We start from the raw sequence: 21,199 nt of genomic DNA on the forward strand, positions 1-21,199 counted from the left end.
ACGCGCCTAAGCCCTCATGTTGTACGAATGAGACAAGAGAGGAAAAGGTGCCCCCTTTCCTCCCATGATCCCAGAAACGGAGGAAAAAGCGTTGATTGCTGCAAACACCTCGGCCGGAGGCCAGTTGGCGGGATACCTTTGGCAACCGGCAGAAGCATGTCTCCGCTGTCTCACCGAGGCACCCGAGGCGCTAATTCGAATTGAAGTTGACGACGACTTATCCGTCGCATCTCTTAGTGGAGAGGTGTGGTCCTGCGAGCAACTCAAACACAGTGAACTTGACCAGACTATCAGCGAAGAAAGCCCAATTTGGTGGAAATCGATAGATGCTTGGATGCGAGGGCCGACACCACAGACGGTGAAACTCCGTCTATTGACGACTGCTGCCCTCCACCTGGATTCGCTCTTAGCGTCCTGTTACCAACCCACCGCCGCGAGTCCTTGGGATGCTCTTCTGGACGAAATGGACAAACGAGCGAAAGATGCACCAAATCAGGAGCTCAATAAGAAAGGAGTCTACCAACGGTGGATGGAACTCAGCCTTCAAGAACGCCGAAAACTTCTCACCCGAATAGAAATCGCATGTTCACAAGGCCGGTTAGCAGCGACTAACGAGAAACTTGATGAGGCTCTTATGGAGCAGCGTTCAGTTTCTCCATTGATTGTCGCACGTGTTCGCAAGTCCTATGTCGGCGCATTCATGTCCCGGCTGATGGCCTCTCTCGATTCCGGAGGATTCGAAATTAGTGTCCGCGAAATGAACAAAGAATTCCTTGACGCCCATGCGCGAAACGCAACGCCAGGGGTTTACGACTTCCCTGAGTTGGCATACAGTGCCGACGACATCAAGGCGCTACAAATAGAACATCATCAACATTTGATCCCGCAGCTTGCAGCCATTGATCGTGACCAACCCGATACCTTAACAAGGGCATTGGACAGCTGGTTCCGAGCTCGGACTCGAAGACAAGACTTCTTAGATGGATCTCCTCACGAAATTCAGGATCTGGAAAGACACGACAAGGATCTCCGTACGTTCTGCGTTACCACTCACGAGGAATATGCCCCAGTTGTGGACTCAGAACATGCCAAAAATGTCGGTCGCCAAGTTCATGCTGCTTGCATGAAATACCAGCCCAGGCTCGGGCGATCTGATCCACCACTGGAATTCTCTCAAGGAAGCTACCACGAACTCAGCAATAGTTTGCGCGTGAGATGGAACCCATTGTACGGAGGGAAATAAATGGAACAGCTGCTCGATACGGAAATCCATCAGGAACCGATGACGGTTGCAGTGGTTTTACATTGGCTGGCCGAGAGCCACATGAAGGCACGGAGCCTCCAAGATGGGATCCTCATCCCTTGGGCAATGCTGGGGGTCGGGCTCGTTGCTACCAATTCCACTTTGGTAAAGTTGCCGACACAAAAGCAAAGTTTCACTGGGTGGATACGTGGAGAAGGGGCTCGTGAGTGGCGTGGCTACACAAAACATATTATCCTCGCGTGGAAAGACTCGTTCTGGAGGGCATTTGCGTTTGGTAGTGCTGCCGGCGTGCTATCCTTGAATAACGGCCGCCTTTGTTCTCAAGGAAAGATCTGCTCCCCAGACATAACGAGTTCTGCAGGAATCGTGAGAAGTGCTGCCCGAGCCATTGGGGGAACAATCGGAGCAGAACAAGATGACCTTCGTATCGCAAGCGCACTTGGATTGGAGTTCGAATCATGAGTTGGCGAATAAAGAGTCTCATCCTGTACCAGCGAGACGGAAATGACAAACGGGTCCTAAAATTCAACACCCATGGGGTCAATGTAATCACCGGCAATAGCCAGACAGGAAAATCCGCTGTTTTGGACATCCTCAATTACGTTCTCATGAGCAAATCGTGCCCTATTCCAAAGGGCATCATCCGCCAAGCCGTATCACACGTAGGAGGACATTTCATCGGTCCAGATAGCGAATTAATAATCCTGCGTCCTCTCCCGGACCCTGGATCAAAGGTGTCTACACAAGGATGGTACCAGTTAGGGAAGAGACTGACCTTTCCGGACGAAGTACCTGACATGGCGTCAAATCGTGAAGTCATTCGCGATGTACTCTCCTCGTTTACGGGAATCAGCGGTGCCGCTGTTCTTTCTAACCCAAAGGAACCGTGGCAGGCTGTCCAAGCAGAGGCAAACATTCGCCATGCTGCTCCTCTAATCTTTCAACCCCAAGACATTGTCGCCAACCGATATGTAAGCGTCCCCGGGTTAGATCTTGAAAATCATCGCAGACACATGCTTGACGCTCTTCCATTCTTACTTGGCATTGAAAATGCGGAGTTCCTTTCCGATAGGGTCCGACTTCGTCACCTCAAAGGAAAAATTCGCGAACTGAAAATGCGCGGACAGGAACGACAACGATTGCGTGCCAATACCTTCGCGCGAGGTCATAAGTTGTGGCTTGAAGCCCAAGGTGTGGGCTTGATAGATGGAAAGATACCAGAATCGGTTCCTGAACTTCTAGTGATGCTCCGTGATCTTCATGTTGACGACGAGAAGCGGTTCAATATTGCGACCGTCGTGCCGAATATCCGCGAACTAGAGGCTCGCGAACTGGATACTCGCAAGGCCGTGCAAAACCAACGGAAACGAATTAAGAGCTTGTTGGATTTTGAGCAGGCGGCTGAAATTCATCAGGATGTTGTTGCAAGGCAGATCAACAAACTCTCCGTTGCAGACCTCCTACCCACAGCTTATGTTGGTGAAAATTGCCCAGTCTGTAACTCAAACACCTTTGCCACAGAGATCCACCGTGAACAATTGAAAATGACCCTGTCCTCTCTCGAAAACATTCGTGCCGTTCCCCTTAAGGTTGATGTTAAGGCAAGAAAGGCCCGCATTCGATTGGAGGAGGACTTGGTCCCGTTGGAGGAAGCACATGAAGCTGCTAGGGCCAAACTTCGCGATGCAGTTGCAGTCATCTCCAAAAATGCAAAGTGGCTTGCGGGCGACAGAGCAATTGACCGCCTACTCGGCAGAGTTGCGGAATATCTCCGCACGGTTGACATTGGTGACATGGATGATGAAGATGCGGGGCTGGCTGGCCTCATTTCAGAAGCTGATAAATTACAGAAAAAGATCAATTCCATTTGGAAACGGAGAGAGAAAACACAAAACGAAATTGATACGCGTATGACCAGCTGGGCCAGACGTATGGAAGTCGAATTCAAAGAAGGAAATGCATCGATTTCTGTCGAAGACCTAGCGATCACAGTTCAAGTCGACCCGAACAGCGACGAAATGACTAGTTTATCAGAAATTGGGAGCGGTGCTAATTGGGTTTGCTACCATCTTGCAGGCATATTGGCCATCCATGACCACCTCTCCAAAAACGATTGTCCCGTCCCACGAACACTTCTTATAGATCAACCTAGTCAAGCATGGTTCCCAGAGGAGCTTAAGGATACGGACAAAGAAGGTAATTTGATCCCACGCAAATCCGAAGACGCAAACCGCGTACGCGACATCTACCAGTTACTCAGCGAAATCAGCGCCCAGAACAAATTCTCTCAAATTATTGTGATGGATCACGCGAGGTTTGCTGACCAATGGTTTATGGATTTGGTTCGCTACGAATGGCGACATGGGAATAAACTCGTGCCAGAGCATTGGATACATTAGAATAAGTATGGCAACCAACATCACATAGGGTGGGGCGTTTCCTTGCAAACGAGATAAAGGGCGATGCTCCAAAATCCTCATAGGCACCGACCTCTCGAAAAACCTTGGCGGTTGGGTCATGAGTCTCCCAGGGCATGTGAGACATACCTCGGATTATCAAATTCCAACCGCGTCTTTCACCAGATAAACTGGTGAAGGCTACGTTCTCTTCGCTTTTGACAAAACAACCGGCAGTCGTACCCCCGTCAAATCGTTTATAAAATGCTCCTTGGCTCCATCGACCCCCTGCCCAGCTCAATGATGATCACAGGCAGCTGTTTGGTATCTCCCCTTCTCTCCCCTTACCACCCCGCTAAGGCGGCTTGCTATCTGATGACATGACCATGAGTAGCCTAGTACCCCGCCGGACAAGATAAAAATACATACAATTATGTAAAACATAATAAGTATAACCAACAAATATGTATTGTTTGTAGTTTGTGTGTATGCTGCCTTGATGTGGTCATCTGTTTGAAATAAAACAATTAAATTAATTTATCCAGCTTTGGCACCTCTCTTGCTTTAGTGGGGGCAAGGATGAAATGAGTTGAATGTTCACTTTGCCAAGATGAAACAGTCGCCCAAAAAGGAGGGAAGGAAGATGGGAAATCAGGAGGGTATTCAACAAGGATTACCCGAGGGAGTATCCTGGCATCGGTATTTGTCCAGGAGTCGCTGTGTAGAAAGCCGGTAGTTGTCGGCAAGAGGAAGAAGCAAGTCGGGATACCGCGGAGAGTCTGGCTGATCCAGTCGAAACCCTCCCAGGTGTTCCGGTGAACGATTAACCATACTGGCCGCAGACTTGAAGATGCCGGCCTTGCGGTTGGAGGAAATACCCAATGAAATTTGTCACAGCCATTATCAAGCCATACAAACTGAATGATGTGCGGGAAGCGCTTACCTCCGTTGGCGTCAACGGGGTGACGGTGACCGAGGTGAAGGGGTTTGGCCGTCAGAAAGGCCATACCGAGATCTATCGCGGCGCAGAATACGTCGTCGAGTTTTTACCGAAGATAAAAATTGAGGCGGCCATTGCCGATGATCTTCTCGGCAAGACCATTGAGGCGATCAAGAAGGCGGCACACACCGGGCAGATTGGCGATGGAAAAATCTTCGTCTTCGATCTTGAGCAAATAATGCGTATTCGTACCGGAGAAACCGGCGGCGAAGCTATCTGATACCTATCTGATTCCAGAGGGAGTGATCTCATGAAAAAGTTACATCTGTTTCTCTTTACCATGGCTGTTATGGTGCTTGTCGCCAACCTTGCCGGTGTCGCAGTTGCCGCCGATGCACCGGTCCCCAATAAAGGCGATACCGCCTGGATGATTGTTGCCACCCTGTTGGTGTCGATGATGACTATCCCCGGCCTCGCTCTGTTCTATGGCGGTCTGGTTCGTACCAAAAATATGCTTTCTGTTTTGATGCAGGTCTTTACGGTGTTTTCTTTGTGCATGGTGTTGTGGGTACTTTACGGCTACAGCCTGGCCTTTACCGAGGGTAACGCCTTTTTCGGCGGGTTCAGCAAGATATTCCTCAAAGGGATAACGGTTGACTCGGTTGCTGCGACCTTTAGTAAAGGGGTTGTGATTCCTGAACTGATCTATGTGTTCTTTCAGGCGACCTTTGCAGCAATTACCCCGGCCCTGATCCTCGGCGCCTTTGCTGAGCGCATGAAATTCTCGGCAGTTCTGGCCTTTATTGTCCTGTGGTTCACCTTCGCCTATCTGCCGATCGCCCATATGGTATGGTACTGGGCGGGCCCCGACGCATATACCGATGCCGACGCAGCAGCCAAGGCCGGAGCAACCGCCGGTTTTCTCTTCCAGAAGGGAGCGATTGACTTCGCCGGTGGTACCGTTGTTCACATAAATGCCGCCATCGCCGGTTTGATTGGGGCCTTCATGGTTGGCAAGCGGGTTGGTTACGGCAGGGAATCCATGGCTCCCCACAGTTTGACCATGACCATGATCGGTGCGTCCCTTCTTTGGGTGGGTTGGTTCGGTTTCAACGCCGGCTCCAATCTTGAGGCTACCGGCCTTGCCGCCCTGGCCTTTGGTAACACGATGACCGCCACTGCCGCCGCTGCCCTTTCCTGGCTGTTTGCTGAGTGGTTCCTGAAAGGTAAACCTTCAATGCTTGGTGCCGCATCCGGCGCCGTTGCCGGACTGGTTGCCATTACCCCGGCGTGTGGTTGGGTCGGAATCGGTGGCGCCCTGGTGATTGGGCTGATGGCCGGTGTGATCTGTCTCTGGGGAGTAAACGGTCTGAAGAAGATGCTCGGTGCCGACGATGCCCTGGACGTCTTCGGAGTACACGGAGTGGGTGGAATTCTTGGTGCGCTGATGACCGCAATCTTTGCCAATCCTGATCTCGGCGGGGTCGGTGTCTACGATTACGTTGCCAACAAGGTTGCCGATTATTCGACCAGCACCCAGATGATCAGTCAGCTTTGGGCAGTTGGTACGACGCTGCTCTGGTCCGGTATTGTCTCGATCATCGCCTACAAACTGGTGGATATGGTGATCGGCCTGCGGGTCACCGAGGATGAGGAACGACAAGGACTTGACACCATCAGTCACGGTGAGTCTGCTTATAAATATTGATAACCTGAAAATGTGCTAGCTAGCTGAGGAGTACGACGCAAAAGGCCCCGTTCCGGAGAGATCCGGAACGGGGCCTTTTTTATTGGCAGGAAGGCTGGAGCTTTAGCCGATACGTTCGGCGATCATCGCCATGCCCATGCCGCCGCCGATGCACATGCTGAACAGGCCGCGTTCCTTGCCGAGCCGCTGCATCATATGCATGCCGGTTACCACCTGGCGGGCGCCGGTGCAGCCGATCGGATGGCCGATGGAAATGCCGCTGCCCACCTGGTTGGGCAGGTCGAGGGGGATGTTCAGCTCACGCATGCAGGCAATGGCCTGGGCGGCGAAGGCCTCGTTCAGTTCGATCATGTCGATGTCGCTCATCGCCATTCCGGCTTTCTGCAGGGCTGTGCGGATGGCCGGTACCGGGCCGAGACCCATGTAGGCGGGATCAAGGCCGCCCGAGGCAAAGCCCTTAATCTCAAGGATCGGTTTCAGGCCAAGCTCTTTGGCCTTGGAGGCCGACATTACCAGCACGGCGGCGGCGGCGTCGTTGATGCCGGAGGCGTTGCCGGCGGTGACCGAGCCATCCTTGGTAAAGACCGGGCGGAGTCTGCCCATTTTTTCCATGGAGGTCTCCATCGGCCTTTCATCGGTGTCGACGACCATCTCACCTTTGCGGGATTTGATGATGATCGGCACGATTTCTTTCTTGAAGTGGCCTTCCTGGATGGCCCTGCGGGCGCGTTCGTGGCTGAGAACGCTCAATTCGTCCTGCTCCTGGCGACTGATGCCGTATTTGCTGGCGATATTTTCGGCGGTAATGCCCATATGATAGCCGTAAAATTTCTCATACAGACCGTCGAAGACCAAAAGGTCGGTGATTTCGCCGTGGCCGGTGACCTCCATGCGGTATCCCCAGCGGGCCTTCGGCAGGGCCATCGGCACCAGGGACATGTTTTCCATGCCGCCGGCGATTATTGCCTCAGCCTGTCCGGCCATGATTGCCGTGGCCGCGAGCGTAATGGCCTTGAGACCCGATCCGCAGACCTTGTTGATGGTGAAGGCGGCGGCTTCCTTGGGGATGCCGGCGCGGATCATCGCCTGGCGGGCCGGATTTTGGCCCTGGCCGGTTTGCAGGACATTGCCCATGATGACTTCATCAATCGTTAAAGGGATGGCCCCCTGATCCCAGGCAGCGGCCGTGGTCTCCAGCGGGATAGGTCCTTGATCCTGCAGCTTGGCGGGCTTTCCTGCCTCCATCGCCTTACTCAATACCGGCCGGATATTGGCACTTTTTAAAACCTCTTTGATCACCTCGGCACCCAGCTCTACCGCTGGAATATCTTTAAGTGTGCCTCCAAAATTACCAACGGCGGTTCGAGCTCCACTGACTATGACAACGCGTTCCATGATGTCCTCCCGGGAAGATGTGACAGTTGACGTAAAATACCTCAAAGACAGGTAATCATATTACCGCAAGATCTTCGTTAGAGGAAGAATATAGTCAAGGGTAGGGGATGCGACGGGAACGCCAATTCATTATTGAGCTAGGAGTTTGTTTGGGTCGGTATTGGTAAGTATTAGAGAAAAACCCTGCAATCATTGACAAGATCTCGATGGGTAAGATAGATGTTCAGGGTTTATTAACTGCTCATCATGCGGTATTCCGGGGAATCATTTCTTCTTTTGTGGAGGAATGTAGTGCCATGCGGATAGTTTTCGTTCATAAGGAACAGGAAAATACTCTGCGATAGACCTATACCCCGTTGCGGGGTGTAAAAGGAGGGAGTGTTTCCCGGAAGGAGATGCAGGGTGGTTAAGCGGTTATACCGCAAGGGCATAAGTTTCGTTTGAGCAAACAAGTTGCTCAACTCAGCTTTATACCGCAAGGGCATAAGTTTCGTTTGAGCAAACAAGTTGCTCAACTCAGCTTTATACCGCAAGGACATAGGTTTCGTTTGAGCAGGCAAGCTGCTCAACCCAGCTGAATCCTCCAGGCCGCTTGTTTCGCCATTTTCGATCACAGCAAGGAAAATTCCACAATGGCACAGAATTACGATACGAAATTTCTGACCACGCGGGAGGTTGCAAAGCTCCTCAAGGTCAACGAAAAGATGGTCTATTCCCTGGTCAATGATAAGGGCCTGCCGGCGACGAAGATTACCGGCAAATGGATGTTTCCCCAAAGACTCGTTGAGGAATGGCTGGAGATGAACATCCTCAACTTCCGCCAGAACAAGATGGAAAAGTCGGCGGAATCCGGGAGGTTGTTGCTCGCCGGCAGCGATGATCTTCTTTTTGGCCAGACCTTGTCGCTTTTTCATAAAAAGTCCCACGGTATCGTCGCCTTTTTCGCCAATCTCGGCAGCATGGGAGGGTTGAGAAGTTTACGCCGCGGCTTGTGTCATATCGGTGTGTGTCACCTGCTTCAGGATGACAACAACGAATACAATTTCGATTTCGCCGAGAAGGAACTTGACCGGTTGCCGGTCTTCGTCAATTTCAGCAAACGTGAACAAGGGATTCTGCTGCAGAAGGGCAATCCGAAAAACATCCGATCGATCGCCGATCTCGCCCGCCAAGGGGTACGTATCGTCAACCGCCCTCTCGGTACCGGAACCCGGTTGCTGCTTGATTACGAGATTGCCAAATCCGATATATCCTCCTCGGCGATAAGCGGCTATCAAACTGAAGTTTCCAGGCATTTGGATGTGGGCCTGGCAATTTTGTCGGGTCAGGCCGATGCCGGCCCGGCGATTCGTCCAGTGGCAGGGCTCCTTGGTCTGGATTTTCTACCCCTTCGCTGGGAACGCTTTGACCTCCTGGTTGCCAGGGAACACTTTTTTGAGCAGGGCGTTCAGCAGTTTTTGGGCATGCTGCACGATCCGGCCTTCCGAAAACTTGCCGACTCATTTGCCGGCTATGATCTATCGCTGTGTGGAACAATGGTTTTTCCTGATAATGTTAACAATGGAGAATGACAACATGAAAAAAATCGCTTTGGCAGTGACAGGTTTGTTTTTCCTGGTAGCAGGCGCGACCGCTTCGGTGGCGGCGGAGGAGAAAATCCTCAAGATGTCGACCACCACCAGCACTGAGTCCTCTGGGCTTCTCGATGTCCTGCTGCCGGCCTTTGAAAAGGATGAGGGCATCAAGGTCAAGGTTATCGCCAAGGGAACCGGTGCGGCGATTCGTGATGGTATTGACGGCAATGTCGATGTCATCTTTGTCCATGCTATAGACCGGGAGAAGGATTTTGTTGAGAAGGGCTACGGCACCAAACGTTTTGCCGTGATGCATAACGATTTTGTCATAATTGGCCCGGCTGCCGATCCTGCCGCCATTAAGGGTTTGAAGGATTCCGCCGAGGCACTGAAGAAAATTGCCGCGGCAAAGGCACCGTTTGTTTCGCGCGGTGATGATAGCGGTACCCATACCAAGGAGCAGGAAATGTGGGCAGCCACCAAGCTGCCCCTCGCCGATCATGGCCTGAAGATCACCAAGGATGGCAAAGAGACGGTGGTTCCCGCCAAGAAACCGGCCGATTCCGACAGCTGGTATATCTCCATTGGCCAGGGCATGGGCAAGACCATAACCTATGCCGAGGAAAAACAGGCCTATGCCCTTGCCGACCGCGGCACCTATATCAGCTACAAGTATGGCAAAAAACCGGCAGTTGATCTGGAGATTCTTTTTGAAGGTGACGAACTTCTTGCCAATCCTTATGGCGTTATCCCCGTCAACCCCGCCAAACATCCGCATGTCCAGTACGATATGGCGATGAAATTCGCCAACTGGCTGGTATCGGCGAAGGGGCAGGGGCTCATCGCCGGCTTCCGTCTGGAGGGCAAACAGCTGTTCTTTCCCGATGCGATAAAATAGGCATCCTGGTATGGCAAGCGGCGCGGGCCGGAACAGCGGCCTGCGTCTGAAGTAGAGGTGACTGGCGTCCGGGGGTGTCCGGGGTGGATGCCGCTCCAAAGGAAACAAATGAGGACCCTCACGCGCAATGGAATTGTTATTCGAGAGCTTTAAAGCCGCCCTGCAGCTGATGATGGCCTGGGACCAGGAACTCCTGGTCATCGTCGGCTGCTCGCTCAAGGTGAGTGGGCTGGCGACGCTGTTTGCCACGATAATCGGTTTGCCGCTTGGTTTTACCATCGCCTTTACGACTTTTCCCGGCAAACGTTTCACCCTGACCTGTCTCAACACCCTCCTCGCCCTGCCGACGGTAGTCATCGGTCTGCTGGTGTACACCTTCGTTTCCCGCAAGGGGATGTTCGGCTCCTTCGGTTTGCTGTATACCCAGAAGGCCATGATTATCGGGCAGATCATCCTCATCATCCCGGTGATTTCGACGATGACCATTGCCGCAATAAGCCGGATTGACAGGAGATACCGCTTAACCGCTCTGACCCTCGGGGCAAATCGTCTGCAGATGGCCTGGGTCATCTTTTTTGAGGCACGTTTCGGGGTCATTGCCGCGGTTATCGCCGCCTATGGCCGGGTTATTGCCGAGATCGGCATATCGATGATGCTCGGCGGCAACGCCAAGGGTTTCACCCGGACCATGACCACTGCCATGGCCCTTGAATACGACAAGGGCGAGTTCGTTCTCGCGGTTGCCCTGGGGATGATCCTGATGGGCCTGGCCTTTGCCATCAATCTGCTCTTTCATATCTTTCAGGGGAAGGTCGGGTCCGATGCTGTATGAAATCAACCAGCTCACCCGGGTCCACTATGGACGGACGATTCTCGATATCCCGGCCTTGACCATCCCCGGCGGAGAAATCTGCAGCTTGACCGGCCCCAACGGCGCAGGCAAATCTACCTTGCTCCATCTCCTTGCTTTTCTCGACATCCCGACTACCGGCACCATTCGCTTTATGTCTGCCCCGGTCAGTTATGTTGAACGGTCCTTGCAGCCCCTGCGGCGGCGGGTGGTTCTCCTTGATCAATATCCCATATTGTTCACCGGCACGGTATGGAAGAACCTCGAATTCGGCCTGAAGGTGCGCAATGTCGGCAGAAAGGAACGGAAAGACCGTATTGAAGCGGCCCTGGAGATGGTCGGCATGCAGGATTTTGCCACCGCCCCGGCGCACCGGCTTTCCGGCGGCGAGACCAAGCGGGTTGCCCTGGCACGGGCCCTGGTTGTTCAGCCGGAAGTGCTTCTCTGCGATGAGCCGACGGCCAATGTCGACAGCGAGAATCAGGAAATTATCCAAGGTATCCTGACTCGGGCCAACAGAAAGGAAAAAATCTCAATAATCTTTGCCACTCACTCCCTTTCCCAGGTGCAGCGGCTGGCCGATCATACCCTGACCCTGATGGACGGCAAACTGTCCGAGGTGTCGCGCGAAAACGTCTTTTCCGCGGTCATCTTGGAGCAAAACGGGGGGAGGATTGTCTGCCGGCTGACGGACGATGTCCAGATATCCGTGCCCGCGGCGGGCCATGCCGGCAGCAGTGTCACGGTGCGCCTCTTTCTTGACCCGGCAAAGCTCGTCATCTTACCCGGCGACCCGGCAGAGGGCCGGCCGATGAATGTGCTGCCGGGAAGGGTTGTGAAAAATACCGCGGAAAATGGCCGGGTAAAGATCACCGTCGATACCGGCGTCATCATTGATATCTTCCTTTCCGTGGCTGAGTATACCAGCAGGCCGCCGCTCATCGGTGAAACGGTCCTTGTACATATCCCTGATCAGGCGATAACGCTTCCCTCGCCAGGAAGATGACAGTGCACTCTTCCGGTGATACATGGGGACTGCACCATCGAATGAGCTGCAGGTAGAATGCGATTCGTTGTGGCGAGCACAACTCTTGAGGATACCAGGTTCTCGAGGTCGTTATTCTGCATGGCCTTGCCCCTGTAGGGCTTGGCGTATTCCGGTATTGAGTTCGGTCTTGCTGAAGGGCTTTTGCAGGAAGTTGACTCCTGGGGCAAGGACGCCATGATGAGCAATAATATCGGCAGTGTAGCCTGACATGAACATGCATACCAATTTTGGGTGAAGTTTAAGAATTTGGCGAGCAAGTTCTCGACCATTCATTTCCGGCATTATGACATCGGTCAATAGGAGATGAATATCCTCTTGATAATCCAAGGCATGTTGCATCGCCTCGCTCGGGGTGGCAGCCGACAATACCTTGTACCCCAGGCGAGACAACATCGTAGCCGTCATCTCGCGTATTGCCTTTTCATCTTCTACCAGAAGTACAGTTTCTTTCCCCCCCACGATGGCTCCTGCCTCGCTCCTCTCCGTTACTTCTTGTTGATCTCTGTGGGCGGGGAAAATAAGGCGAAATGTCGAGCCATGTCCGGGTTCGCTGTAGACCGTGATAAACCCCGAGTTTTGCTTGACGATACCGTAGACGGTTGCCAGTCCCAGGCCGGTTCCTTCCCCGACACCTTTTGTTGTAAAAAACGGCTCGAATATGCGGTCTTTCACCTCGGGGGGCATTCCGCATCCATTGTCGCTCACCGCAAGAACCACGTAATTGCCGGGAACAGCTTCCAGATGGCCGGAGCAATAGGTTTCGTCGATGGTCTGGTTGGTGGTTTCGATGGTGATGTACCCTGTACCCTTTATGGCGTCTCTTGCGTTGACGCAGAGATTGGCGAGAATTTGGTCAATTTGCGAAGGGTCGAGCCGCACTCTGTGCAGATTCCGCCCTGGAAGCCAGTTCAGCCTGATATTCTCGCCAAGCAATCTTTTCAGCATGTTCAACATTCCGCCGACTGTCTCATTGAGGTCGAGCACTTTAGGCATAACCGTCTGCTTCCGGGCAAAGGCCAGCAGTTGCCGGGTCAGGTCGGCTGATCTTCGAGCAGCCTTGGTGATCTCAATGATTGGCCCATAGCGAGGGTCGGAATTGTCCGTACCTTCTAAAATAAACTCCGCATACCCCAAAATGACTCCGAGCATGTTATTGAAGTCATGGGCAACCCCACCGGCGAGCCTGCCGACAGATTCCATTTTTTGTGCTTGCAGCAATTGATCCTGCAGGAGATGCTGCTGCTGTTCGCTTTTTTTCTGAAGGCTTAAGTCGCGCAAAAATGCAAACCGCTCGTTGTCCTTTTCCGGGCTTACTTGAACACTGACTTCAAGGGGAAGGAGGCTGCCGTCGTTGCGGCGATGGGTTGTCTCAAAGCGGATATTATTGCCAGTTTGAATCTGCAGAATATGTCCAGAAACCTCCTCAGATGACGTGTCATGATTAAGCTCGGTGATGTTCATTTTCAGCAGTTGCTGGCGCGGATAGCCGCTCATACGGCAGTAGGCGTCATTGGCATCGATTATTTCGCCAGTGCCACCCACCATCAGAAACCCATCCATGGCAGCCCGCAGAATACTCTGGGCTCGGGCCTCGCTGGCCACAAGCTCACGGGTACGTTCAGCAACCAGGTATTCCATGTTACGAAAAAGAAAAGCGTTTTTCAGGATCAGGGCCAATAGTCCCGAAAGTTCCCGGACAGTGGCAAATATTTGATCTGTGCCTCTAGGATCCATGAGGTCGAGAAGGAGCAAAAGCCCCTGGGTTTCACCGCCGGTGACCAAAGGAATGGCAAAAGATGTCTGAATGCCAATTTTTTCCAGTAAAGCTCCCGCCTCGCCTTCTCTCGATTGAATAAAAAAAGGCTGCTCCATGCTGGCGGCGATGGCGATGAGTTGTCGGCATTCGTCTTGTTCGAAAAAAATACGCTTTCGGGATGGGCAGACTCCGACCAAATGGAATTCTCCCTGCCGCTGTCTTTCAAAAAGAGCGATGACTCTAGCACCAATAATTTCTCGAAGCTGGGTGGTGAACTGTGCCGCGAATTTATTGATATCCTCTGAAAATGGCAGGATATTTACCAATAAGTCGTGTTGCAGGTTGAGAATGAGGGGGTCAAGCGACATTATCCGGCCTCCGCTCTGCAAATTTCGCCAACGCTGTGTCTATAGCCCGACGCAAGGAATCTAACGACACAGCGAGAACCTCGACCGGCATGGCAAAAAAATCGGCGATCTCATCAAGGACCTTCTGTGGCACCGGAATTATGCCGGTGTCAATATATACCAGTACGCTCCTGTTTTCCTGCATGAACTCCCGAGCCAGGGAAGGCTCACGGAAGCCAAGTTCGTCCAGGAAGACTTCCCGCCAGCGCAAAGTCCATTCCGGGAGAAAGACAAAGGCCTTTCTTCGGCGGTATCTCCTATACAATTCTTCACCCATAAGCAATTCTGTACAGTTTACCGCCTTGGTTCTGCTGCAATGCGGGCGTTTATCGGTGTCACATATATGGGGGTGACAATCACCATAGATCAAAAGGCAATTGCGGTTGCCGAGAGTGGCGAGCGACTCGTCCATGACGCGATGCAGCCTTTCCGGATGCATGTGCAGCATGGAGTCCAGAAAGATGGCTTCGATATCTGGCAGCTCCCTTCGCAGTATATCTTCGACCTCCATGCGGAGAACGGAACAGCATATGATGGTGGCGGATTGCATGCAGTGTTCTCAAAAAGCGGTAATCGTTTCGGCAATCGCCTTGACCAACTCAGGTGGCGTGTCCCAAGGAACATCTGCAGCCGATGTGGCGAAGATGAAGTGTGGATCACCTGCACGATCAGTGAGAATGCCTTTGACCTTGGCGAGTATCTCGTCAGGTGGAAGCCGGGCAAGGGTCGGTCCATTCAAATTGCCAAGCAAAAGACGGCCAGGTCCAATAATTGACCTTGCCTCGGCCAGGGTATCGCGGTGGTCTACGGCAAAGGCCACGACGTTGGGTAATGCCAGATAGTCTGTTAATGTTGAATTAATTGGGTTGCCACCGTGGTGAAAGACAATTGGCCCCTTAACCTCTTTGAAGCTATGGGTCAGGGCGGGAAGAATCAATTCATCGATCAATCTTTTATAAAGGAGGGAAGGATGGGTGAACATCACCGGCAAGGCAATAAAGGCTGCGCCATCCTCCAGGAGGGCATTCGCCATGGAAACGAAGTGGCTCCCGGTGACTTCCAGTATTTTTCGTGCCAACTCCGGTTTCAGGACGAGGGCCTCTATCCAGGAATCGACTCCCATTATAATGGCCGGCAGGTCGACCGGAGCTGTTAAAATCCCGCAAATCGGGGTTTCTTCAGAAAAAATTTTACGCAATAAACGTACGGACTGACGAAGGTAGATGAGACTCGGATGGCTGTTCACATCGGGCGATGTATCCAGTGGAAATGCCCCCGCCGGTTTTCTGACATTCGGGGGGTTGCAAGGCAGGAACTTCAACTCGCTGCCAAAGGCCTCAGCCTCAAGAGGAAGGGCGAACGGGGAAAAAATGATATCCGGCGCGCAGAGCTCCGTCACCGCCATCTGCCCCTCGGCATACCGTTCGGGATGGCGGTAGTAATCGGCAAGGGCGCAACCAGTAAGTTTGGCCCCATACAGGGATAAGGTCAGCGTAAATGGTGGCCTGGTTTGCGGCGTGCCATGCAGCGCGGCAAGTACACGTTCAAAGGAGTTCATCCGGTCACCTCATGGAGGAGGCGCTCCATCAATCGCGGCGCTTCAACGGCAGTGACTGCCGTTCCTTCTCCCCCGACCTCCTCCACCAATTCGGGACGAATCTTGAATACCGCTCCCCCTACTGCAAGGCGGATTTGCCCTTTCAACCCTCGGCCATCAATCTCCTGACGGATCTTCTTGATGTTCATTGCCGTGGTGAACATCATGGCAGAGGCACCGATCAACGGCGCACCGTGCTGCAATGCTGCGGCCACAAAATCCTCGGCCATAACATCGTTTCCAAGGTCAACAACCTTCCAGCCGGCGGTTTGCAGAAAAATTCCCACCATCTTCCGGCCAAGCGAGTGGTAGTCGTCCTCCACATTGCCGATGACAACCGGTCCTTTGTTTCCGGGCACGACTTCTTGACAGGCAAGTGCTTTCTTGAGGGTGTCTTCTGCAATTTTACCGGCCAAATATCCAGCGGCAAGACTTATTCGCTCAGCTACCCAACGGTTACCTATCTCTTCCAATACTGGCTCCAAAACCTCGGTAATGACTCTCTGGTATTGGTAATGCTCGGCCAATCTATCGAGCTGAAGCACGGCAGACATTTGGTCGCCCACGAGGATAGCCTCAAGCAGACTTCTTTGTGCGATTGTCAAATCCATAGTGCATTCTCAAAAGGGATATTCCTGTAAGCCTATGTCATTTTAAAAATGTATACTATGGGATATCAAGGATGGGAGTGAAATGTCAAATTACCTTGATCGGATTTATGAACAGAGCTTTCTTTCCTGATTGAGGAGTGCTCTGTATCCATATTGAATAGGGGGATGTTGCGCCGGCAGAGATGTTTTCTGGATATTCTGCGACAGGCGGTTTGCGTCTGGTTGAAACCAAGATTTCCAGTGTGACAGCTTTGGTCACTGCTGGCTTCTTGGTGGGTAGATGGAATGAGTCCGGCAGGCTCCTTATATCCGCTGTATCGCTTCAGGGGTATTAAGGAGCCTTTCGCCTTCGTTGGAACAGTCAGCGGATCCGGCGCTATTTCACTGAAACCACTGGACACACCGCCTTGAGGATGACATACTGAGCAGTTGAACCGAAGAGAATCTTGCCGACTTTTGACCTGCTTTTTACACCGATAATAACCTCTCCGCAATTATTGTCGTTGGCAAAGGAGACGATATCCTCGCCGGCGGTTTTGCCCCGGATCAGGAGATGGCTTTCGTTGCGTATGCCACGATCAGTAAGGAATTTTTTCGCCGCTTCCAAATTTTCTTCGGCGTCGACCACCTGTTCCTTGGTGGTTTTGTCGCCGCCCGGCAAAGATGTGACCAGTTGCACCTCGCCGGCAAAGGCCCTGGCGTGTTGCGCCGCCAGTTCAAGCAGATCCTTGCCGATGTTGACACCTTTATAGCCTACCAGAATTTTCATGTGTTACTGCCTCCAGTAAAAGATAAATCCTTAAGAGAAATGGTTTCTCGGAAAAAGTTATTTGCATCGTATCTGCTTAAAATTTTTAGCTATGAGATGTATTCCGTGTGGCCGTATTACAAAGAAACACGCTTATCGGGAGCTGGCCAGCTCACGACGCTGGCCAATATTACCATATTCCTGTAGGAGTAAAGTATGAAAAACGATCAATAATTCCTTTGGTATTTGTTTTTCCGCGTATATACTTTTAGACAATGGAAGCGAATACGGGGAGTTGTTCGATGCCGGCGGTGAAAAATGGGGGGATTTTGGCCAATACGGGCAATGAATATGCCACTCTGCGCACCTTTGTGGAACATCTTGGTGCTCCCGTGGCAGTGTTTGATAATGCTGCGGCAATAGCCGTCTGCAACAGCGCTTTGGAGCGCCTGCTGGGAATCCCTCCCGGAAAAGCTAGCGGTCGCCGACTCAGTGAACTTGGTTTTGGGGTCATCAATGCCGACGGAACTCCCCGGTCGGAAACGAATTTTCCTTTCCGGCAATGGTCAGAGGATGAGGAGGTCAAGGTCCCGTTTATCTTTGGTTTGCGGCGCTTACCGGCTAGTGAGACCCTGTGGCTGAGCGCCACTCTGAAGCCGGGCCGGGAAGACGATAGCTGGGCAGGCCTGGTGTTTATGACCCTTACCGATGTGACGGAATTTGTAGGGAAGAATGTAGTCAATGCGCAGATTTTCCAGGCCAAGAGCGAGTGGGAAACAACGGTAGATGCCTTGCAGGACATTGTTACCATTCAGGACGGTGAGATGCGCATTGTCCGGGCCAACAAGGTCGCACACCGCCTCTTTGGCTACCGGCTCGGGGAACTCAAAGGGAAAAAATGCCATGAGGTTTTTCTTGGCAGAAATCATCCCTGCCAGGGCTGCCCGGTCAAGGAAACCGCCCACGATGCCTGCCCGCATTCGGGGATGGTTCACTATGAGAGTCTCTCGAAAACATTCAATATATCATCATTCCCGATCTTCTCTGATGATGGCAAGATGCGCCTCTTGGTTCATGTTGCCCGCGATGTCACCGAGCATCTGCAGAACGAGTCGGAGAAAAACCGCTTAATGGCGGCTATCGAACAGGCATCGGAATCGGTGGTCATCGTCGATCGTCAGGGGGAGATTCAGTATGTCAACCCGGCCTTTGAAAGCACTTCCGGGTATACCCGGGCGGAGGCGATCGGACAGAAAGCCAATATCCAAAAGAGTGGGGTCCATAACCGGCAATTTTACCAGGATATGTGGCAGACCCTCCTTAATAAACAGGTATGGCGGGGCCGGTTGACCAATCGCCGAAAGAATGGCACCCTGTACAAGGAGGATGCAACAATTTCCCCGGTGCTCGATGCCGCCGGAGAGATTATCAATTTTGTCGCCTTAAAGCGCGATGCCACCCGCGAAGAGTTGCTAGAGCAACAGCTCCATCAGGCGATGAAGATGGAGGCCCTGGGGACCCTTGCTGGAGGGATTGCCCATGATTTCAATAATATCCTTGCGGCAATGATTGGCTACGGTGAGATAGCCAAGGACCGGCTGGCACCGGAACACCCGGCGAGAAAAGATATCGAGCAGGTGCTGGCGGGAGGTGACCGGGCCGTTGATCTGGTGAAACAGATCCTCACCTTTAGCCGCAAAGAGAGTTATGGCCAGTTCAGATTGCTCAAGTTGCAGTACCTTATTAAGGAGGTAATCAAATTATTACGACCCTCCCTGCCTGCGACTATCAGTCTGCAGCATGACATCGATACTACCTGTCGTTCGATCTTTGCCGATCCCGGGCAGATATATCAGGTGGTAATGAACCTCTGCACCAACGCCAAACAGGCGATCGGCGACAACCACGGGCAAATTTTCATCAAGTTGTCGGAGATCCGGGGCGAGATGAATGGCCTGGGAGGTGGCGGCGGGGTTGGGCCAAGTGCCTATCTTGATCTGGAGGTCAGTGATACCGGCTGTGGCATAGAGGCGGAGAAACTGGATAGAATCTTCGATCCGTTTTTCACCACCAAGAGAAAGGAGCAGGGTACCGGCCTCGGTCTTGCTGTGGTTCATGGGATTATCAAAAAGCATAAGGGAGAGATCTTCGTTACCAGCACAGTCGGTGCCGGATCAACCTTTCATGTATATCTGGCTGTTGATGGCCGGGACATCGAGACCCGGAAGAAGATCCCGGTCATCGCCAGTGGCGGCGGTGAGAGGATAATGGTCGTCGACGATGAGATTCCAGTGAGCGAAGTGTTGCGGATGATCCTTGAGGAGGCCGGGTATAAGGTGCTGGTTTTTAACGACAGTATTGCCGCGGTGAAGCATTTCCGCGAGGATCCCCATTGCTGCGACCTGGTACTGACCGACATGCTGATGCCCAATATGACCGGGGCGGAGCTTGCCCGTGAAGTGCTGGCCTTACGGCCGGACATACCGGTCATCATGGTAACCGGTCATAGTGATAATTTCGATGTGCATCGGGCCCGGCAGAGGGGGATTCGCGACTTTATCCTCAAGCCGGTAAAGAAGGGGAAACTTCAACAAGCAATTCGGAAGGCGCTGGATTATGGCAGGAATTCTGATAATTGACGATGATCGTATTCTAGTGGAGATGCTCACCGACCAGTTGATCGAAAGGGGGCACGAAGTCGCCTCCGCCGGCAATCTGCGCGACGGTTTGTTGCTGTTGCTGAAGGAACCGATCGACGTCGTCCTGCTCGATGTGCAGCTGCCGGATGGCAATGGCCTTGATTATATTCCAATGATAACCGGTGCGGCGACCAAGCCCGAGGTCATCATCATCACCGGTCAGGGCGAGGCGGACGGGGCGGAGAAGGCGGTTGTCAGCGGCGCCTGGACCTATATCGAAAAGCCCTATGTTATCCGTGACCTGTCTCTGCAGCTGATGCGTGTCCTGCAATACCGCAAAGAAAAACTCAAGGTGGCGACTTTTCTGGTATCCTTGAAGCGGGACAGGATTATCGGCAGCAGCCCGGCCATGCGCCGCTGTCTTGATCTGGTGGCCCGTGCCGCCGCCTCCGATGTCAGCGTCCTAGTGACCGGAGCGACCGGTACCGGCAAGGAGCTGTTTGCCAGGGCCATCCACGAAAATAGTGCCAGGGCTGACAAAAACTTCGTCGTGGTTGATTGCGCCGCCCTGCCGGAAACCCTTATTGAAAGCACCCTCTTCGGTCACGTCAAGGGGGCCTTCACCAACGCCGATACGGCCCAGGACGGCCTGGTCAAACATGCCCATCAGGGGACGCTTTTCCTCGATGAGGTGGGCGAACTCCCCTTAAGCATTCAGAAGACCTTTCTTCGCCTCCTGCAGGAGCATGAATACCGGCCGGTGGGCTCGACAAAACACCTATACAGCGACTTCCGGGTGGTTGCCGCGACCAACAGAAATCTCCTGGAATGCGTGCACAACGGCACCTTTCGCGAGGACCTGTTGTTTCGCCTGCAGGCCTTTACCATTGAGTTGCCGGAACTGAAGAACCGCGACCGGGATGTTCGGGAACTGGCCCTACATTTCACCGCCAAGCTCTGTCAGCGCTACGGCATGGAGGTGAAGGGGATCGCCGATGATTTCTTTGATGCCCTGGACGCCTACGGTTGGCCGGGCAATGTGCGCGAACTCTACCAGACCATGGAGCACGTCTTTACCAACCCCTTGCTTGGCCCAACCTGTTTTGCCATCCATCTGCCGGAGAGATTTCGGGTGCGGCAGGCGCGGGCCGGGGTCAAGGCCAAGCCGGTAGCTGCCGGTGAGGCATCCCAGCGATTGCCGACTTGGGCCGCCCATAAAAGTGTTTGCGAGTCCGAGTATCTGCGTCGGCTGAAGTTTGCCTCGGGCGGCAATGTCAGCGAGGCGGCACGGCTTTCCGGGATATCGCGGACCCGGTTGTATCAGCTCTTTCAAAAGCACGACGTCGAGTTTACCTGAGAGCGCAGCCG

The 21,199-nt window shown here is 52.9% G+C and carries 17 protein-coding genes; 11 read left to right on the forward strand and 6 right to left on the reverse strand.

Annotated elements, in window-relative coordinates; translation table 11 throughout:
* Positions 1-64 precede the first annotated feature (64 nt).
* From OEL83_08085 to amt, 5 genes are all read left to right on the forward strand, one after another.
* Positions 65-1,243: a hypothetical protein gene (locus OEL83_08085; protein ID MDK9706995.1), complete on the forward strand. Its 1,179-nt coding sequence runs from the start codon at positions 65-67 to the stop codon at positions 1,241-1,243.
* Complete coding sequence (locus OEL83_08090) at positions 1,244-1,726, forward strand: hypothetical protein (protein MDK9706996.1); 483 nt, start codon at positions 1,244-1,246, stop codon at positions 1,724-1,726. It abuts the gene before it with no gap.
* Positions 1,723-3,663 carry a DUF3732 domain-containing protein gene (locus tag OEL83_08095; GenBank protein ID MDK9706997.1) on the forward strand — a complete coding sequence of 647 codons (1,941 nt, stop codon included), beginning with the start codon at positions 1,723-1,725 and terminating at the stop codon, positions 3,661-3,663. The genes OEL83_08090 and OEL83_08095 overlap by 4 nt, the downstream gene beginning before the upstream one ends.
* Before the next feature lie 878 nt (positions 3,664-4,541).
* On the forward strand, positions 4,542-4,880 hold the full coding sequence (locus tag OEL83_08100) for a P-II family nitrogen regulator (GenBank protein MDK9706998.1): 339 nt from the start codon (positions 4,542-4,544) through the stop codon (positions 4,878-4,880).
* Between the two features lie 69 nt (positions 4,881-4,949).
* On the forward strand, positions 4,950-6,308 hold the full coding sequence (gene amt / locus OEL83_08105) for an ammonium transporter (GenBank protein MDK9706999.1): 1,359 nt from the start codon (positions 4,950-4,952) through the stop codon (positions 6,306-6,308).
* A 102-nt stretch (positions 6,309-6,410) separates the two neighbouring features.
* Here the strand turns inward: amt and OEL83_08110 are convergent, their stop codons facing one another.
* Complete coding sequence (locus OEL83_08110) at positions 6,411-7,703, reverse strand: acetyl-CoA C-acetyltransferase (protein ID MDK9707000.1); 1,293 nt, start codon at positions 7,701-7,703, stop codon at positions 6,411-6,413.
* Between the two features lie 632 nt (positions 7,704-8,335).
* Here OEL83_08110 and OEL83_08115 point away from each other — a divergent pair.
* The 4 genes from OEL83_08115 to OEL83_08130 all read left to right on the forward strand — a co-directional run bounded on the left by OEL83_08115 (position 8,336) and on the right by OEL83_08130 (position 12,031).
* Positions 8,336-9,274, forward strand: coding sequence for a helix-turn-helix transcriptional regulator (locus OEL83_08115; GenBank protein MDK9707001.1), 939 nt, complete (start codon positions 8,336-8,338; stop codon positions 9,272-9,274).
* Between the two features lie 4 nt (positions 9,275-9,278).
* Positions 9,279-10,175 carry a substrate-binding domain-containing protein gene (locus OEL83_08120; GenBank protein MDK9707002.1) on the forward strand — a complete coding sequence of 299 codons (897 nt, stop codon included), beginning with the start codon at positions 9,279-9,281 and terminating at the stop codon, positions 10,173-10,175.
* Positions 10,176-10,302: 127 nt separating this feature from the next.
* Positions 10,303-11,007 carry an ABC transporter permease gene (locus tag OEL83_08125; protein MDK9707003.1) on the forward strand — a complete coding sequence of 235 codons (705 nt, stop codon included), beginning with the start codon at positions 10,303-10,305 and terminating at the stop codon, positions 11,005-11,007.
* Positions 10,997-12,031 (forward strand): energy-coupling factor ABC transporter ATP-binding protein, encoded by a 1,035-nt coding sequence (locus tag OEL83_08130; protein ID MDK9707004.1) that lies wholly within the window; start codon positions 10,997-10,999, stop codon positions 12,029-12,031. Before OEL83_08125 ends, OEL83_08130 begins: the two co-directional genes overlap by 11 nt.
* 111 nt (positions 12,032-12,142) lie before the next feature.
* On the opposite strand, the gene OEL83_08135 is transcribed toward OEL83_08130, so the two are convergent.
* From OEL83_08135 to OEL83_08155, 5 genes are all read right to left on the reverse strand, one after another.
* Positions 12,143-14,197 carry an ATP-binding protein gene (locus OEL83_08135; GenBank protein MDK9707005.1) on the reverse strand — a complete coding sequence of 685 codons (2,055 nt, stop codon included), beginning with the start codon at positions 14,195-14,197 and terminating at the stop codon, positions 12,143-12,145.
* Positions 14,187-14,786, reverse strand: coding sequence for a DUF1638 domain-containing protein (locus OEL83_08140; GenBank protein ID MDK9707006.1), 600 nt, complete (start codon positions 14,784-14,786; stop codon positions 14,187-14,189). Before OEL83_08140 ends, OEL83_08135 begins: the two co-directional genes overlap by 11 nt.
* A 9-nt stretch (positions 14,787-14,795) precedes the next feature.
* A complete protein-coding gene (locus OEL83_08145; protein MDK9707007.1) occupies positions 14,796-15,794 on the reverse strand; it encodes a uroporphyrinogen decarboxylase family protein in 999 nt (332 codons plus the stop codon).
* Positions 15,791-16,444: a cobalamin-dependent protein gene (locus OEL83_08150; GenBank protein ID MDK9707008.1), complete on the reverse strand. Its 654-nt coding sequence runs from the start codon at positions 16,442-16,444 to the stop codon at positions 15,791-15,793. Before OEL83_08150 ends, OEL83_08145 begins: the two co-directional genes overlap by 4 nt.
* A gap of 376 nt (positions 16,445-16,820) precedes the next feature.
* Complete coding sequence (locus tag OEL83_08155; protein ID MDK9707009.1) at positions 16,821-17,213, reverse strand: universal stress protein; 393 nt, start codon at positions 17,211-17,213, stop codon at positions 16,821-16,823.
* Between the two features lie 281 nt (positions 17,214-17,494).
* Between OEL83_08155 and OEL83_08160 the strand changes: the two genes are divergently transcribed.
* Positions 17,495-19,831, forward strand: a complete 2,337-nt coding sequence (locus OEL83_08160) for a PAS domain S-box protein (protein ID MDK9707010.1) — start codon at positions 17,495-17,497, stop codon at positions 19,829-19,831.
* Positions 19,809-21,188 (forward strand): sigma-54 dependent transcriptional regulator, encoded by a 1,380-nt coding sequence (locus tag OEL83_08165; protein MDK9707011.1) that lies wholly within the window; start codon positions 19,809-19,811, stop codon positions 21,186-21,188. Before OEL83_08160 ends, OEL83_08165 begins: the two co-directional genes overlap by 23 nt.
* Positions 21,189-21,199 lie beyond the last annotated feature (11 nt).

Origin of the sequence: Desulforhopalus sp. (assembly GCA_030247675.1) — a bacterium.
Lineage (GTDB): Bacteria > Desulfobacterota > Desulfobulbia > Desulfobulbales > Desulfocapsaceae > Desulforhopalus_A.

What these genes read in the sequence shown, in the direction of transcription:
- OEL83_08150 (MDK9707008.1), bottom strand. Translation starts at nt 16,444, where the DNA reads ATGGATTTGACAATCGCACAAAGAAGTCTGCTTGAGGCTATCCTCGTG.
- OEL83_08130 (MDK9707004.1), top strand. Translation starts at nt 10,997, where the DNA reads ATGCTGTATGAAATCAACCAGCTCACCCGGGTCCACTATGGACGGACG.
- OEL83_08165 (MDK9707011.1), top strand. Translation starts at nt 19,809, where the DNA reads ATGGCAGGAATTCTGATAATTGACGATGATCGTATTCTAGTGGAGATG.
- OEL83_08125 (MDK9707003.1), top strand. Translation starts at nt 10,303, where the DNA reads ATGGAATTGTTATTCGAGAGCTTTAAAGCCGCCCTGCAGCTGATGATG.
- OEL83_08135 (MDK9707005.1), bottom strand. Translation starts at nt 14,197, where the DNA reads ATGTCGCTTGACCCCCTCATTCTCAACCTGCAACACGACTTATTGGTA.
- OEL83_08120 (MDK9707002.1), top strand. Translation starts at nt 9,279, where the DNA reads ATGAAAAAAATCGCTTTGGCAGTGACAGGTTTGTTTTTCCTGGTAGCA.
- OEL83_08095 (MDK9706997.1), top strand. Translation starts at nt 1,723, where the DNA reads ATGAGTTGGCGAATAAAGAGTCTCATCCTGTACCAGCGAGACGGAAAT.
- OEL83_08155 (MDK9707009.1), bottom strand. Translation starts at nt 17,213, where the DNA reads ATGAAAATTCTGGTAGGCTATAAAGGTGTCAACATCGGCAAGGATCTG.
- OEL83_08160 (MDK9707010.1), top strand. Translation starts at nt 17,495, where the DNA reads ATGCCGGCGGTGAAAAATGGGGGGATTTTGGCCAATACGGGCAATGAA.
- OEL83_08085 (MDK9706995.1), top strand. Translation starts at nt 65, where the DNA reads ATGATCCCAGAAACGGAGGAAAAAGCGTTGATTGCTGCAAACACCTCG.
- OEL83_08110 (MDK9707000.1), bottom strand. Translation starts at nt 7,703, where the DNA reads ATGGAACGCGTTGTCATAGTCAGTGGAGCTCGAACCGCCGTTGGTAAT.
- amt (MDK9706999.1), top strand. Translation starts at nt 4,950, where the DNA reads ATGGTGCTTGTCGCCAACCTTGCCGGTGTCGCAGTTGCCGCCGATGCA.
- OEL83_08115 (MDK9707001.1), top strand. Translation starts at nt 8,336, where the DNA reads ATGGCACAGAATTACGATACGAAATTTCTGACCACGCGGGAGGTTGCA.
- OEL83_08090 (MDK9706996.1), top strand. Translation starts at nt 1,244, where the DNA reads ATGGAACAGCTGCTCGATACGGAAATCCATCAGGAACCGATGACGGTT.
- OEL83_08100 (MDK9706998.1), top strand. Translation starts at nt 4,542, where the DNA reads ATGAAATTTGTCACAGCCATTATCAAGCCATACAAACTGAATGATGTG.
- OEL83_08140 (MDK9707006.1), bottom strand. Translation starts at nt 14,786, where the DNA reads ATGCAATCCGCCACCATCATATGCTGTTCCGTTCTCCGCATGGAGGTC.
- OEL83_08145 (MDK9707007.1), bottom strand. Translation starts at nt 15,794, where the DNA reads ATGAACTCCTTTGAACGTGTACTTGCCGCGCTGCATGGCACGCCGCAA.